Source organism: Streptomyces sp. NPDC037389, assembly GCF_040636475.1.
Lineage (GTDB): Bacteria > Actinomycetota > Actinomycetes > Streptomycetales > Streptomycetaceae > Streptomyces > Streptomyces hesseae.
In genome coordinates, this window is the sequence record NZ_JBEZUS010000004.1 from 258455 (window position 1) to 273264 (window position 14810).

Consider the following 14810-nt stretch of genomic DNA (forward strand, 5'->3'; position numbering starts at 1 on the left):
ATACAAGCTGGCAAAACTACCCGTAGCGGAGTGTCGTGGCGCTGTGACGGCGTGTGCCATGCATCGTGTTTCACGTGAAACATCGCTCCCTGCTGCATGGAATCATCGGCCGCGGTCGCGCGGCCGCCGCGCCGCGTGACCGCCGAGCGGTCAAGGACATGGTTTCGTCCACAGGCCCATGGGATTCATCCACAGGAGAACGGGCCTCGCTGGTTCACGACACCGAAAGCATGGCAGGCTCTGTTCATCGCGAGCCTGATGTCGAGGAGAGTGAATCCTTGCGGTCCGACGCCAATATCGCGGGGCCGATGACCGACCCGGTCCCCGGCCCCCGCCCCTCCGACTCCGAATCGATGTCCGCTCCCGGCCCCCTGCCCATGGGTGAGCTTGTTTCACGGGAAACGCCGCCGCCTCCCATGCCGAGGCCGGAGCGGACCCGAGTGATGGTGGTGGCCAACCAGAAGGGCGGGGTCGGCAAGACCACGACCACCGTGAATCTGGCGGCCTCGCTGGCGCTCCATGGCAACCGGGTACTGGTCATCGACCTGGACCCGCAGGGGAACGCCTCGACCGCGCTGGGCATCGACCACCATGCCGAGGTCCCGTCGATCTATGACGTCCTCGTGGACAACAAGCAGCTCTCCGAAGTGGTCCAGCCGGTCGTGGATGTGGAGGGCCTCTTCTGCGCCCCCGCCACGATCGACCTGGCGGGCGCCGAGATCGAGCTGGTCTCCCTGGTGGCCCGGGAGAGTCGGCTGGACCGGGCGATCAAGGCCTATGAGCAGCCGCTGGACTACATCCTCATCGACTGCCCGCCGTCGCTCGGCCTGCTGACGGTCAACGCCCTGGTCGCCGGCGCGGAGGTGCTGATCCCCATTCAGTGCGAGTACTACGCGCTGGAGGGCCTGGGGCAGCTGCTGCGCAATGTGGAGTTGGTCCGGGGGCATCTGAACCCCAAGCTCCATGTGTCGACGATCCTGCTGACGATGTACGACGGCCGGACCCGGCTCGCCTCCCAGGTGGCGGAGGAAGTGCGCACCCACTTCGGGCATGAGGTTCTGCGGACCAGCATCCCCCGCTCGGTGCGTATCTCCGAGGCACCCAGCTATGGGCAGACCGTTCTCACCTATGACCCGGGCTCCAGCGGCGCGCTGTCGTATCTGGAGGCCGCCCGGGAGATCGCGCTACGGGGGATCGGGGTGCGATACGACGGCAGCAGGGCACATACCGTGGGCCGTCAGCAACAGCAAGAGCAGCACAGCATGTCGGAGGGGCTTCAGTGAGTGAGCGACGTAGAGGACTGGGCCGGGGGCTCGGTGCGCTGATCCCAGCGGCGCCGAAGGGAGGGGAGCAGAGCGGACCGGCGGTCGGGGCCGGCGCGACGTCCCCGACCGCGGTGCCGGTGCTGACGGCCGAGCGGGGGGTCGCCGCGGCGAAGGTGGCCACCCTTCCTCTGGAGGAGATCGGCACGTCCCGGGACTCCCTGCGCGACTTCGGCTCACCGGACTCCGTTTCACGTGAAACCGAGGACGCCTTCAAGGCCGGACCGGGCGGCGAGGGTGAAGGCGGCCAGGTGGCCGGCGCCCACTTCGCCGAGCTTTCGCTGGACTCCATCACGCCCAACCCCCGGCAGCCCAGGGAGGTGTTCGACGAGGACGCCCTCGCCGAGCTGGTGACCTCCATCCGTGAGGTCGGTCTTCTCCAGCCCGTTGTGGTGCGGCAGCTGGGCCCGGAGCGCTATGAGCTCATCATGGGCGAGCGCCGTTGGCGGGCGTGCCGGGAGGCCGGGCTGGAGCGGATCCCCGCCATCGTCCGGGCCACCGACGACGAGAAGCTGCTGCTGGACGCGCTTCTGGAGAACCTCCACCGGGCTCAGCTGAACCCGCTGGAGGAGGCGGCGGCCTATGACCAGCTGCTCAAGGACTTCAGCTGTACGCATGACGAGCTGGCGGACCGTATCGGGCGCTCGCGCCCCCAGGTCTCCAATACGCTGCGGCTGCTGAAGCTGTCGCCGACCGTGCAGAAGCGGGTCGCCGCCGGTGTGCTCTCCGCCGGGCACGCCCGGGCCCTGCTCTCCGTCGACGATTCGGAGGAGCAGGAGAAGCTCGCCTATCGCATTGTGGCCGAGGGGCTGTCGGTGCGTTCGGTGGAGGAGATCGTGACTCTGCTGAAGTCGCGGTCGAAGAAGCCGGTGAAGGGCAAGGGCCCCCGGGCCGGCGCCCGTGTCGCCCCGGCGCTGACCGATCTGGCCTCGCGGCTGTCGGACCGCTTCGAGACCAGGGTGAAGGTCGACCTCGGCCAGAAGAAGGGCAAGATCGTCGTCGAGTTCGCCTCGATGGAGGACCTTGAGCGGATTCTGGGCACGCTCGCCCCCGGCGAGGGCCGGGTGCTGGAGCAGCGGCTCTCCACCGACGAGGAGCAGACCGCCGACGCATAATCCCCCGGGACGACGTCGGACGCGTTGGCTTCGCACAGCGCTCACTTTGAGGGCGGGCCGTGTTTCACGTGGAACTCTTTTGCGTGGAACACGACCCGCCCTTTGCCCTGTCGAGCTATCGACTCAATCGACGTGCGGATACGATGCGTTGAGGTGTGGCACATCCACGTTGGACACAGTTCACGGAGGGGCGGGGCCATGCGAACGGTGAGCCGGACCGGACTGATGGCAGCGGGCTTGAGCCTGGGGGCGGTCGGCGGATTCGTCGGCAGTCTTCTCCGGGAGCGGAGCGTCCTGGCCACCGCCCGGAGCGTGGCACGCGACGGAAGTGAGGAACTGACTGCATGGGGCGTCGGCTCGTACCGCTCACTTTGGACAACCTCCCGGACCTGCCCAAGCGCTGCCGCGCCTGTGTCTTCTGGGAGCTGGATCCCGTCAGTGGTGAAGCCGCGCTGAGAGCCGGGCGCCCGGAGCTGGAGAAGGAAGCCTGGATCTCCGCCGTGCTGCTGGAGTGGGGATCCTGCGGCCGGGTGGTCTATGTCGACGAGATTCCGGTGGGCTTTGTCCTCTACGCTCCCCCCGCATATGTCCCCCGCTCGACCGCTTTCCCCACCAGCCCGGTCGCCGCTGATGCCGTTCAGCTGATGACGGCATGGCTGATGCCCGCCTACCAGGGGCAGGGGTTGGGCCGGGTCATGGTGCAGACCGTCGCCAAGGACGTTCTCCGAAGGGGATTCAAGGCGATCGAGGCCTTCGGCGACGCCCGGTGGAAGGAGCCGGCGTGTGTCCTGCCCGCCGACCATCTACTGGCGGTCGGCTTCAAGACCGTACGCCCGCATCCCCGCTACCCCCGGCTGCGGCTGGAGCTTCGTTCGGCGCTCTCCTGGAAGGAGGACGTCGAGCTGGCCCTGGACCGGCTGCTCGGAGCCGTCCAGAAGGAGCCCGCTCTACGGCCGCTGTGAAGGCCTGACGGGGCGGCGAGGCGGCGAGGCGGCGAGGCAAAAAACAGCGCGCGGTTTCACGTGAAACCGCGCGCTGTCTTCTGTACTTCGCTTACACGTGGATGAAGTCCGTGAGCTCGCGCTCCAGAGCGGCCTTCGGCTTGGCGCCGACGATGGTCTGGACGACCTCGCCACCCTTGTAGACATTGAGCGTCGGGATCGACATCACGCCGTACTTGGCGGCCGTGGTCGGGTTCTCGTCGATGTTCAGCTTGACGATCTCGATCTTCTCGCCGTGCTCGGCGGCGATCGCCTCCAGGGCCGGGGCGATCTGGCGGCAAGGGCCGCACCACTCAGCCCAGAAGTCCACCAGGACGGGCTTGTCGCTGTTGATGACGTCCTCGTCGAAGGAAGCGTCGGTGACGGCCTTGAGAGCCATTGAGATGTCTCCTTGAATCTTCTGTGCGTGGGGGGGGAGAGAGAGGTGAAGGTCAGACGGCGGCGGACTGCTCGGGCTCGCGGACGTTCTCGCCGTCGGTGAGTGCGGCCAGGTAGCGCTCGGCGTCGAGGGCGGCGGAGCAGCCCGTACCGGCGGCGGTGATCGCCTGGCGGTAGGTGTGGTCGACGACGTCGCCGGCGCCGAAGACACCGGTGGCGTTGGTGCGGGTGGAGGGGGCGGCGACCTTGAGGTAGCCCTCGTCGTCCAGCTCCAGCTGGCCCTTGAACAGCTCGGTGCGCGGGTCGTGACCGATGGCGATGAACAGACCGGTCACCGGCAGCTCGGAGGTCTCATCGGTCTGGACGTTGCGCAGGGTGAGGCCGGAGAGCTTGTTGTCGCCGTGGATCTCGGCGACCTCGCTGTCCCAGACGAAGGAGATCTTCGGGTCGGCGAAGGCCCGCTCCTGCATCGCCTTGCTGGCGCGCAGGGCGCCACGGCGGTGGACCACGGTGACGGACTTGGCGAAGCGCGAGAGGAAGGTGGCCTCCTCCATCGCGGTGTCGCCGCCGCCGATCACGGCGATGTCCTGGTCCTTGAAGAAGAAGCCGTCACAGGTGGCGCACCAGGAGACACCCCGGCCGGAGAGCTCGTCCTCGCGCGGCAGACCGAGCTTGCGGTGCTGGGAGCCGGTGGTGACGATCACGGCCTTGGCACGGTGGACGGTACCGGCGGAGTCCGTGACGGTCTTGATCTCGTCGCTGAGGTCGACGGCCACGACGTCGTCCGGGATGAGCTCGGCGCCGAAGCGCTCGGCCTGGGCCCGCATGTTGTCCATCAGGTCGGGGCCCATGATCCCCTCGCGGAAGCCGGGGAAGTTCTCCACGTCGGTGGTGTTCATCAGCGCACCACCGGCGGTCACCGCGCCCTCGAAGACCAGCGGCTTCAGAGAGGCGCGGGCGGTGTAGAGCGCGGCCGTATAGCCCGCGGGCCCGGAGCCAATGATGATCACGTTACGGACGTCGCTCACGGGTGTCTTCCTTGTCTGCCGACAGCTGTCTGGAACCTTGCTGGGTCTCACCCCACCCAACGGATCCTACGGGGCGAGCATTCCCGGCAGGTACGACAGCGCGGGCGCGGCGGCTCAGCCACGCGGCAGGGTCTGGTTGATCAATACCTTCCCGGGGGCGGGGGACGTGGCCGAGCCACAGGCGGCGGAGACCAGATACGCGTCGACAAGGGTGGTGTCGCCGGGATGCGGCAGGACGATCAGATAGGCGTCCTCGCCATCGAAGGTGTCCTGGTGGGTGGCCAGCGCCTGCTCCGGCCGGCCGATGCCCTCCCTGACACACGCGGGAGCGGTGACGCCCGAGTCGCTCAGCGTCTTCTCGGGAGCGGTCCGCGGGGTCATGCCCTGGACCTCGGCGCCCTTCGCGGACTTCAGAAGGGCCTGGACCCGTGCCGTGAGATCCCCGGTCGACCGGTCCGACGGGGAGACCCTGTCCGTCCGGAGACCGTTCGCATGGGTGTCATCACCCCCACCGGACTGGAGGAGGAAGCTGCCCACCCCAATGACGGCGGCGGCACAGGCGGTGCCGAGCAGCGCCCTGGGCCAGCGCCGGGCACGTCGGGTGCGTGGGCCCGACGCGGGGTCGCGTCGCTTGGGGCCGGTCATGGCGTGGGGGCGGCCCGCCGGGCGGTCGGCGATATCGCGCTTGGCGGTGTCGAGCCTGGCGGTGCCGTGAACAGGTGCGGCATCGGGTGCGACGCCGGTTTCACGTGAAACAGCGGCGTCGGCGAGTGCCGGGGACTCCGTGGTGGGCTCCCCGGTCCCCGTTTCACGTGAAACAGCGCTGTGCTGGGAGACGACGACGTCCATCTCGGGGGCGGTGGCGCTCAGCAGTGCCTCGGCCGCGAGCGCGGCGTCGATGCGCTCGGCGACATCCACCGGCATGCGCGTGGGGCCCGGCAGGGTGCCGAGCAGCCCCCGGATCTCGTCCAGGGAGCTCCGTACGTCCTCGCACAGCGCGCAGTCCGCGAGATGCTCCCGGATGTCCGTCGTCCGTGCGGGAGAGAGCACACCTTCGGTGAGTGCGGAGATCTCCGCGACCTCCGGGTGCCCATCCGTGCCGGTCCTCGAAGTCACGCTCGCCCACCTCCGCCCTTCACTGGATCTGTGTCGCTGTGCCCCGCCGGTGGTGGGACGGACGTCCCCTGCGACCGGTTCCTTTCCCGGTCGAGGGTGGGGCTACCCCTGCCATCCGGGCGCAGATGGGTGAGCATCGGCAGCAGCCGTGCCCGCCCCCGGGCGCATCTGCTCTTCACCGTGCCGACGGGAACGTCCAGGACCCTGGCCGCCTCGGCGACCGGATAGCCCTGCATATCGACGAGGACCAGGGCGGCCCGTTGGTCCGGGGGGAGTTTGGCCAGGGCCCGGATCAGCTCGCGGTGGAGGTCCCCGCGCTCGGCCGGCGCGGCGGCGGACTCATGGGGTTCGAGGAGCTGCTCCAGGCGCTCGGTCTCCGCGAGCGGGTCGGTGCGCCGTGAGGCGGCCTTGCGGGCCCGGTCCAGACAGGCGTTCACGGTGATGCGGTGGAGCCATGTGGTGACGGCCGACTGGCCACGGAAGGTGTGAGCCGCCCGGTAGGCGGAGACCAGCGCGTCCTGTACGGCGTCCGCGGCTTCTTCCCTGTCGCCGAGCGTCCGGAGCGCCACCGCCCAGAGCCGGTCGCGGTGGCGCCGCACTATCTCGCCGAAGGCGTCGGGGTCGCCGTCGATGTGCAGGGCCAGCAGCTCGGCGTCGCTCGCGCCGCCACATGTGACGTCGTCCACCGTCGAGCCCTCCCCCTTGAGCGGTTCGATCCCGCCGTCAGCCGGTGAACTTCACCTCGTTGATGGCCTGCTTGTAGCCGGCGTTGCTGAAGGTCTTGCTGTCGTATCCCGAGTAGGGCACGGCTGTGATCCACAGCAGGACGTAACGGGTCTCCGGGGTCTCCTTGAAGGAGACATGGGCCGTCGTCCCGGAGGTCTTCGCCGTCGAGAGTTTCTTCATCGAGCTCAGCGGGCCCGACGGTGACAGCGAGTCGGCCGCGTAGAAGGACATGCTGGTGTGGTCGCCCTCGTAGCGCAGCTGGACGGAGACGCTGCTGAGCTTCTGGCTCGACCCGAGGTCGTAGACGATGCCGATGCCGGACTTGAAGGGGGCGAGCGCCGGGCCGTCCTTGAAGGAACGGGAGCGCCAGAGGGAGCCCTCGTTGCCGTCGTAGGTGTTCCTTACGTCGCCTGCCTGGAGACCGCCGTCCGGCGCGTACTCCCTGGCGTCCACGATGCGGATCGGCTGGGGCGTCTTCTTGGGAAGGTCGTCCCCCGAGGACTGGGAGCGCGGCGTGTCCGACTCCCCGTCCTTGAGCAGCGTGTCCGCGAGCTGCCAGCTGCCGAGGCCCAGCGCGGCGATGAGCAGGGCCGAGACCGTCCACTTCAGGGCGCGGCCCGTGCGTCCCTCGAGCGGCGCCGGCGGAGGCACGGGCACGGGCTGGACCGGGCCGCCGGTGCGCGTCGACGTGTGCGGGCGGGAGTAGGCCACCGGCGTGGGGTACACCGGCTCCGGGGGCCGGATGCGCGGCATCGCCGCGACGGCCTTGGCCAGTTCCTCCGGGGTGGTGCAGGGCTGCTCCTGCCGGGAGGCGGTGGCCCCGTCGTTGACGAGCGCGCGCATGGCCAGTTCGGAGAGGCCGCGGTGGACCCCGGCCCGGACCTGGTCGGGGGCGATCAGGCCGACGCCCTTGGGCAGCCCGGAGAGGCCGTGGGCGTTGGACTCATAGGGCCAGCGCTGGGTGAGGGCCGCGTACAGCAGGGCGCCGATGGCCTCGGTGTCCGTGCGCTGGGGGTGTTCGGAGGTGATGCCCCGCAGCGCCGCCATGACGGCGAGCCCGCGGATGCGGTACTGGCCCGTCTCGGTGCGCAGCACGGAGCCGGGGTTGAGGCGCAGATGGGCCAGGCCCTCGCGGTGGGCGGCGGCCATGGCCTGGGATACCTGGCTGACGAGCTGGTACGCCTCGTGGGGCTCGAGCGGACCGGCGCCGAGGACGGGCGTCAGCTCGGTCGCGTCGGGCAGCCACTCGTGGACCACATAGACCAGGTCGTTCTCCTCGACGGCGTCGAGGACCTGGACGAAGCGCGGGTCGCCGAGGAGTGCCGCGGAGCGGGCGGCGGCCAGGACGGGACGGGCGCGGGGATGGTCGGCGGGCAGGAGGTGGACGCCCACCGCGCGGCGCAGCTTCTCGTCGACTGCACGCCAGCTGCTGAATCCCTCCAGACGGGTGACGCACTCCTCCAGGCGGTACCTTCTGGCGAGCTTATGGCCGCTGTGCAGCTCGGGCGGTTGCGCGTCGCGCGCGGGGCTTTCGCTCTCCGCGCGCTGGGTGTCCTTGTGGGTGCCGACCTTCTTCGCGGTCTTCGCCCCGTCGGTCGTGGCCTGGTCCGCCTGGGCGGTCAGCGGCTGGTCGCCGTTGTTGTCAGCCACGTCGACGGCAGCCGTGCTCCGTTCCGCCACCGTCGCTCCTGCCTCCCCATCCGTTGGACGCTGTCCACAGCCAAGACAATTGTGCCCACAGTCCGGCGCTATGCACGACACGCGGCGGCGGGCGATGGTTGTGCTCCGGTCAGCGACCGAGCCGGCCGCGAACCATACCGACCATGGCGGTCAGTTCCTCGATGCGCATCCGCTTCGCCGCGATGTAGAACACCGCGATCAGTACCAGTCCGCCACCGACCAGGGAGCCGAGCGAACCGGGAACACCGCTGCCCAGAACCTGACCGATTCCGAATGAGGCGGCGCCACCGATCAGAGCCGCCGGGACACAGGCGCCGATCAGCCGGGCGTAGGTGCGGACGACGTGCGAGCCGTCGAGATCGCCGCCGAGGCGGGTGCGCAGGCGGCGCCAGGCGACCCCGACGCCGACGGCGTAGCCCAGGCCGTAGGAGGCGGCCATGCCGGCGACGGCCCAGCGGGACGGCAGGAGCAGGAAGCTCAGACCGGAGGCCGCGGCGTTCACGGCGGCGACGATCACCGTGTTGTAGAAGGGGGTCCGGGTGTCCTCGTAGGCGTAGAAGCCGCGGAGGATGACGTACTGCGCGGAGTACGGGATGAGGCCGAGGCCGAAGGCCATGAGGATGTAGCCGATGTTGGTGGCGGCGGCGCTGCCGGAGCCGCTGCCGAACATCAGGGTCGCCATGGGGACGCCCAGCGCCAGGAAGGCGAAGGCGCACGGCACGATCGCGACGGCGGACGTCCGCAGCCCGTGGGAGAGGTCGTCGCGGACGGCTGAGACGTCCCCGTCGTGGGCGGCGCGGGAGATCCGGGGCAGCACGGCGGTCATCACCGAGACGGTGATGATGGCCTGCGGCATCTGCCAGAGCTGGAGGGCGTAGTTGTAGGCGGTGATACCGGTGCCCTCGTGGCCGGCCTTGGTGGCCAGGCTGCCGGCGCGGGTCGCGAGCTGGGTGACGACGACCAGGCCGAGCTGGTTGGCCAGCACGAAGAAGAACGTCCACTTCGCGAGCCCCGCGGCCTTGCCCAGCCCCTGCCCGCGCCAGTCGAACCGGGGCCGGACCCGGAAGCCCGCGTCGTGGAGATAGGGCAGCATGGCCAGCGCCTGGACGACGAGGCCCAGCAGGGTGCCGACGCCGAGCAGACGGACGCCCTCGGGCGTGATGGTGGAGGAGGTCACGCCGCTCTGGGTGAAGGGACCGAAGGCCCAGATGAAGGAGCCGAAGGTCGCGATGATGATGATGTTGTTGAGGACCGGGGTCCACATCATCGCCCCGAAGCGGCCCCGCGCGTTGAGGATCTGGCCCAGGACGACGTGCACTCCCATGAAGAACATGGTCGGCAGGCAGTAGCGGGCGAACGCGACCGCCACGTCCATGCGGTCCGGGTCGGACGCGATGTCCGGGGACATCATCTGGATGAAGAGCGGGGCGCCCAGCACACAGACCGTGGTGACACCCGCCATCAGGACGACGACGAGGGTCAGCAGCCGGTTGGCGTAGGCCTCACCGCCGTCCTCGTCGTTCTTCATCGCGCGCACCAGCTGCGGGATGAAGACGGCATTGAGAGCTCCGCCGCCGACCAGGATGTAGATCATCGTCGGCAGGGTGTTGGCGACCTGGTAGCCGTCGCTGAGGGTGCTGACGCCGATGGCGGCCGCCATGACGAGGTTCCTGGCGAAGCCCAGGAGGCGGGAGACGAGCGTGCCCGCGGCCATCAGCGCGCTGGACTTCAGCAGCCCGGACGCCTTGCCGCCGCCCTTGGCCGCCGGCTCGGCCGCGGCCGGCTCGGGCTCCGCCGCCGGCGGGACCGGAGGCTGCGGGGGCGGCACGGGGGAGCCGTACTGACCGGGGGCCGGGATCGGCCGGCCGTCCGGGCGCGGGGGCTCGTACGGCTGCTGCTGATCGCGGTAGAGGTGCGCGAAGGCGTCCCGCTGCGGCTGCTCGCCGAAGCCGCCCACGCCGATGACCTGGGTCGCGTCCTGGTCCTCGTACGGGTGGGCCGGCGCTGGGGGCTGCTGAGCCTGGGCCGGGGCCCACACCTGGGTGTCGGGGCCGTGCGGCGGCACCGGAGGCTGCTGGTAGCCGCCGGGCTGCGGCGCGGCGTACGGGTCCGACGCGTAGGCGTCCCGGAGGTACGGGTCCCGGGCGTACGGGCCCTGATGCGGCTGGTCCGCGGCGGCAGGGGCCGGGGCAGGCGGGGGCGGCGGGTACTGACCCCGCTGCTCGCCCCCGGCGCCCTGACCGCGGTCACCGTCGTACGGCGCGCTCATCGCTACCCCACCTCATCGTCCGCGGCCTGCCGGCCCCATAAAACGTCAACGTTCCACTTTCTCACCTGAGCCGGACGGGTCACCGTTCCGCGCTCCGGTTTCGGCTGCCGGATCACCCGGCTGCTCCGGCTTGTCGTCACCGGGCCCACCACTGTCGCCCGAGTCTCCGCCGTCCGCCCCGTCGGGCCCGCCACCCGCGGCCTTACGGGCGGCGGCCCGCTTGCGCTGGAGGTAGATACGCAGTCCCGCGAGGACCAGGAGAAGGACCCCACCGGCGATGACGAGCAGAACCATAGGGGTGATGGAGGTGACATGCACAGTGAAGAAGATCGGCTCACCGTACGGCTGGCCGTCCTCGGCGTAGAGCCGGGCCGTCACCTTCACCGGGCCGTTGGCGTTGGCCCGCGTCTCGAACTTCACGGACTGCTGGCGCCCGCCCCCGACCTCCACCGGCTGCGGCGCGTCGATCTTGAGGCGGTTGGGCTGGCTGGAGGTGAGGACGAGCTTGAGTCCCCGCACCCCCTGGAGCAGGCCGTTCTGGACGGTCACCGGGATGGTCGCGCTGCGCCCGGAGAGGGTGGCATCGGACTTCGCGATCAGGTGGACCTGCCGGACGAGCTGGTCCAGATACGACTGCACCGCGTCCCGGAACGCCTCCGCGCCCTTGGGGTCGCCCCGCCACGAGGTGGACATCTCCCGCATGATCGCGCTGCCGAACGGGGTGACCACCCGGTCGGGGGAGGTCAGGATGACCTTGAAGCTGTCCAGGGAGCTCTGGGTCCGCTGGATCGCCTCGAACGCCTCGGTGGGCAGCTCCTGCGAGCGCAGCGAGTCCGGATACGAGCCCGTGCCGGGGATGTGCTGGTTGGCCGCCGGGTCGGGCTGGGCCTTGGCCGCGTCGCCGAGGTCGGCCGACTGGGTCCAGCGGCCGTCCGTCAGGCCCTTGAGCGCCGTCGCCATCGCCTGGGCCTGGCTGGTCGTGGGCATGCGCTGCGGCGCGACCACGATACTGCGCTCGTTCTCGGGAGCCTGCTTGTTCACCATGAGGCTCTGGGCGAGGAAGCGCTGGACGGCCAGCGAGGAGTCATTGGCCTTGATCATCTCGCCGTCGAAGACGGTGGAGAGCCGGGCGTCCGCCACGATCGCCGTGTTGCCGCCGCCGATCTGCCGGGCCGCGGTGGGCGCGTACGAGGAGCCGCCGGGCTCCCGGACGCTGTCGCTGCGGGCGATCACATTGTGGGCGCCGGCCGAGGTGGCCACGTCCACGATGGAGGAGTCGACGGCGCCGTCGACGGGCCAGGCGAAGTCCGTGCGCGGCTTCACCCCGAGGATCGTCTCCACGGTCGTCGAGGCGAGCTCCGTGGCCGACTGGAGGTGGCTGAGCGCCCCGGGGACGTCCTTCCCCCGGTGGGCGAGCGAGGCGATGTCCGGGTCGCCGAACGGCAGCGCCACCACCTGGTGGTCCGCGACGGCCTGCTGGAGCTGGTTGAGCCACTGCTTGGCCACCGCCTGGCCCCGGCCGGGAGCGGGGTTCTGGTCGTCCGGCCCGCCGATCCGGTAGCTCTTCGTCATCGCCTCGACCGTGGCGAGCAGATCCGGGTCGATCACCCAGGTGACCGGCAGGTTCTTGCCCAGCGCCACGAGCTGCTGGAGCCGGCCCCCCGGCGCCAGCTCGGCGGCCAGGTCGTCATTGGGGAAGACCGGGGTCTGCTGCTGGTCGGAGACCGTACGGGCGGTGAGGCGGGTCGAGGAGACCAGCGGCCACAGATAGGTCAGCCGGGTCTTCTTGCCGTCGGTCGTCGAGGGCTGCCAGGGCAGCAGCGTGCGCTGGATGCCCAGGACCTGCTCGGACTGCCCGCCGGACTGTCCGGAGAGGGTGACACCGAGCTGGTAGACGCCGTCCTTGCCGAGCTCCAGGTCCTTCACCGGAACGGTCAGGACGAAGTCACGGCCGATACCCGGCGGCAGGTTGTCGATCTTCTGGGCGTGGTTGCCGCCCACCTCCGGGCCGTCGGAGCCCGCCGAGAAGGGCGCCCGGCCGCCGATGTCGTCGATGTCGCTGCGCGTGGTGATCTGCGGGCCCACCCGGAGCGCCACATGGCCACCGGTGATCGTCGACCTCGTGTTGTTGGTGACCCGCCCCGAGACGGTGAGCGTGTCGTCCTGCTTGGGGGCGACGGGCGTCACGGTGTCGAGGGAGACGTCGACGGACCGGGAGCTCGCCGAGCTCGCGGACTCGGCGCGTGCCGCCGGAGCCTGCGGGAGCTGTCCCAGCCCCACGACCAGCAGCACCCCGGCCAGCAGCAGAGCGGTGCGCCGGAACCACCGGCAGGCAGGAGCGGGCGATGTCCCCTCGAAGGCCCCTTGGACCTCTGCCGCCTCGGCCACGCGCTGCCCGTCCCTCGTCATCGTCGGTGGTCGTCGGATGGTGCGTCCACGAATGGTAACGAGGCCCGCTGTGGCGAAGTGCTGCGGACCGGACTACAAGATCGCCGCGGGGCCCGTTGTCCAGGCTGCGCCTGCTTTGTGAGTGGTGTCATAGTGCGTCCGACAACCGGGAGGCTTCGGCGCGCCCGGACACGTACCCTCTTCTGTTGTGCCGAACGCCAACAATGACAGCCACACCCCGCCGTCGACGACCGAGCTCAGCCAGGCGCAGCGCCGTGCCGTGAGCGAGCTCCTGCGGGTCTCCCCCGTAGCCGACGATCTCGCCCGCCGCTTCAAGGAGGCCGGCTTTACGCTCGCCCTGGTCGGCGGGTCGGTACGGGACGCTCTGCTCGGCCGTCTCGGCAACGACCTGGACTTCACCACCGACGCCCGTCCCCAGGACGTGCTGAAGATCGTGCGGCCGTGGGCGGACGCGGTCTGGGAGGTCGGCATCGCCTTCGGCACCGTGGGCTGCCGTAAGTCGGACTTCGACATCGAGGTCACCACATACCGGTCGGAAGCGTATGACCGGACCTCCCGCAAGCCCGAGGTCTCCTACGGCGACTCCATCGAGGAGGACCTGGTCCGCCGCGACTTCACCGTCAACGCCATGGCCGTGGCGCTGCCGGAGAAGGAGTTCATCGACCCGCACAACGGCCTGGAGGACCTGGCCGCGCGGGTCCTGCGCACCCCCGGGACCCCTGAGGAGTCCTTCTCCGACGACCCGCTGCGCATGATGCGGGCCGCCCGCTTCGCGGCCCAGCTGGACTTCGAGGTGGCGCCCGAGGTGGTGGCGGCCATGACCGGGATGGCGGACCGTCTGGAGATCGTCTCGGCCGAGCGGGTCCGGGACGAGCTGAACAAGCTGATCCTTTCCAGCCACCCCCGCAAGGGCCTCACCCTGCTCACGGAGACCGGGCTCGCCGCCCTGGTCCTCCCCGAGCTCCCGGCGCTGCGCCTGGAGCGCGACGAGCACCACCGCCACAAGGACGTCTACGACCACACGCTCATCGTCCTGGAGCAGGCCATGGCCCTGGAGGCCCCCCGTGACCAGCCGGGCGGCGGCCCCGACCTGGTCCTGCGCCTGGCGGCGCTGCTCCACGACATCGGCAAGCCGAAGACGCGTCGCTTCGAGAAGGACGGCCGGGTCTCCTTCCACCACCACGAGATGGTGGGCGCGAAGATGACCAAGGCCCGGATGGCCAAGCTCAAGTACTCCAACGACCTGGTCAAGGACGTCTCGAAGCTGGTCGAGCTCCATCTGCGCTTCCACGGCTATGGCACCGGAGAGTGGACCGACTCCGCCGTCCGCCGCTATGTCCGTGACGCCGGGCCGCTGCTGGACCGGCTCCACAAGCTGACGCGGTCCGACTGCACCACCCGCAACAAGCGCAAGGCCAACGCCCTCTCGCGCGCCTACGACGGGCTTGAGGAGCGCATCGCCCGGCTCCAGGAGCAGGAGGAGCTGGACTCGATCCGGCCGGACCTCGACGGCAACCAGATCATGGAGATCCTGGGTGTCGGCCCCGGCCCGCAGATCGGCAAGGCCTACAAGCACATGCTGGAGATGCGTCTGGAGCACGGTCCCATGGAGCGGGAGGCCGCCGTGGCCGCGCTCAAGGAGTGGTGGGCCGAGCAGGGCTGATGCCGCGCGGTGGTGTTTCACGTGAAACACCACCGGAGTGCGGACAAGCGAAGAAGGCCAGGGGCGGTGTTTCACGTGAAACACCGCCCCTGGCCGCATCCGG

The 14810-nt window shown here is 70.1% G+C and carries 11 protein-coding genes; 4 read left to right on the top strand and 7 right to left on the bottom strand.

Annotated features, from left to right (window positions below):
* The first annotated feature begins 230 nt into the window (after positions 1-230).
* The 3 genes from AB0E98_RS10820 (at position 231) to AB0E98_RS10830 (ending at position 3399) form a co-directional block, all read left to right on the top strand.
* Positions 231-1283, top strand: coding sequence for a ParA family protein (locus tag AB0E98_RS10820; RefSeq protein ID WP_361701089.1), 1053 nt, complete (start codon positions 231-233; stop codon positions 1281-1283).
* Positions 1280-2437: a ParB/RepB/Spo0J family partition protein gene (locus AB0E98_RS10825; RefSeq protein ID WP_361701091.1), complete on the top strand. Its 1158-nt coding sequence runs from the start codon at positions 1280-1282 to the stop codon at positions 2435-2437. The genes AB0E98_RS10820 and AB0E98_RS10825 overlap by 4 nt, the downstream gene beginning before the upstream one ends.
* A 344-nt stretch (positions 2438-2781) precedes the next feature.
* Positions 2782-3399, top strand: coding sequence for a GNAT family N-acetyltransferase (locus tag AB0E98_RS10830; RefSeq protein WP_126915039.1), 618 nt, complete (start codon positions 2782-2784; stop codon positions 3397-3399).
* A gap of 91 nt (positions 3400-3490) precedes the next feature.
* On the opposite strand, the gene trxA is transcribed toward AB0E98_RS10830, so the two are convergent.
* From trxA to AB0E98_RS10865, 7 genes are all read right to left on the bottom strand, one after another.
* The gene (gene trxA, locus AB0E98_RS10835; protein WP_361701095.1) at positions 3491-3817 is read right to left on the bottom strand and encodes a thioredoxin; all 327 of its coding nucleotides are present in this window, start codon (positions 3815-3817) and stop codon (positions 3491-3493) included.
* A 52-nt stretch (positions 3818-3869) separates the two neighbouring features.
* Positions 3870-4844: a thioredoxin-disulfide reductase gene (gene trxB / locus AB0E98_RS10840; protein ID WP_361701098.1), complete on the bottom strand. Its 975-nt coding sequence runs from the start codon at positions 4842-4844 to the stop codon at positions 3870-3872.
* A gap of 114 nt (positions 4845-4958) precedes the next feature.
* Positions 4959-5960 carry a hypothetical protein gene (locus AB0E98_RS10845; protein WP_361701100.1) on the bottom strand — a complete coding sequence of 334 codons (1002 nt, stop codon included), beginning with the start codon at positions 5958-5960 and terminating at the stop codon, positions 4959-4961.
* The gene (gene sigM, locus AB0E98_RS10850; protein ID WP_361701101.1) at positions 5957-6646 is read right to left on the bottom strand and encodes an RNA polymerase sigma factor SigM; all 690 of its coding nucleotides are present in this window, start codon (positions 6644-6646) and stop codon (positions 5957-5959) included. Before sigM ends, AB0E98_RS10845 begins: the two co-directional genes overlap by 4 nt.
* Before the next feature lie 37 nt (positions 6647-6683).
* Positions 6684-8366: a protein kinase family protein gene (locus tag AB0E98_RS10855; RefSeq protein WP_361701103.1), complete on the bottom strand. Its 1683-nt coding sequence runs from the start codon at positions 8364-8366 to the stop codon at positions 6684-6686.
* 109 nt (positions 8367-8475) lie between these two features.
* Positions 8476-10635: a murein biosynthesis integral membrane protein MurJ gene (gene murJ, locus AB0E98_RS10860; RefSeq protein WP_361701105.1), complete on the bottom strand. Its 2160-nt coding sequence runs from the start codon at positions 10633-10635 to the stop codon at positions 8476-8478.
* A 45-nt stretch (positions 10636-10680) separates the two neighbouring features.
* The gene (locus AB0E98_RS10865; RefSeq protein WP_361701107.1) at positions 10681-13023 is read right to left on the bottom strand and encodes a DUF6049 family protein; all 2343 of its coding nucleotides are present in this window, start codon (positions 13021-13023) and stop codon (positions 10681-10683) included.
* Between the two features lie 208 nt (positions 13024-13231).
* Between AB0E98_RS10865 and AB0E98_RS10870 the strand changes: the two genes are divergently transcribed.
* Positions 13232-14707, top strand: coding sequence for a CCA tRNA nucleotidyltransferase (locus AB0E98_RS10870; RefSeq protein WP_361701108.1), 1476 nt, complete (start codon positions 13232-13234; stop codon positions 14705-14707).
* The last annotated feature ends 103 nt before the right edge of the window (positions 14708-14810 follow it).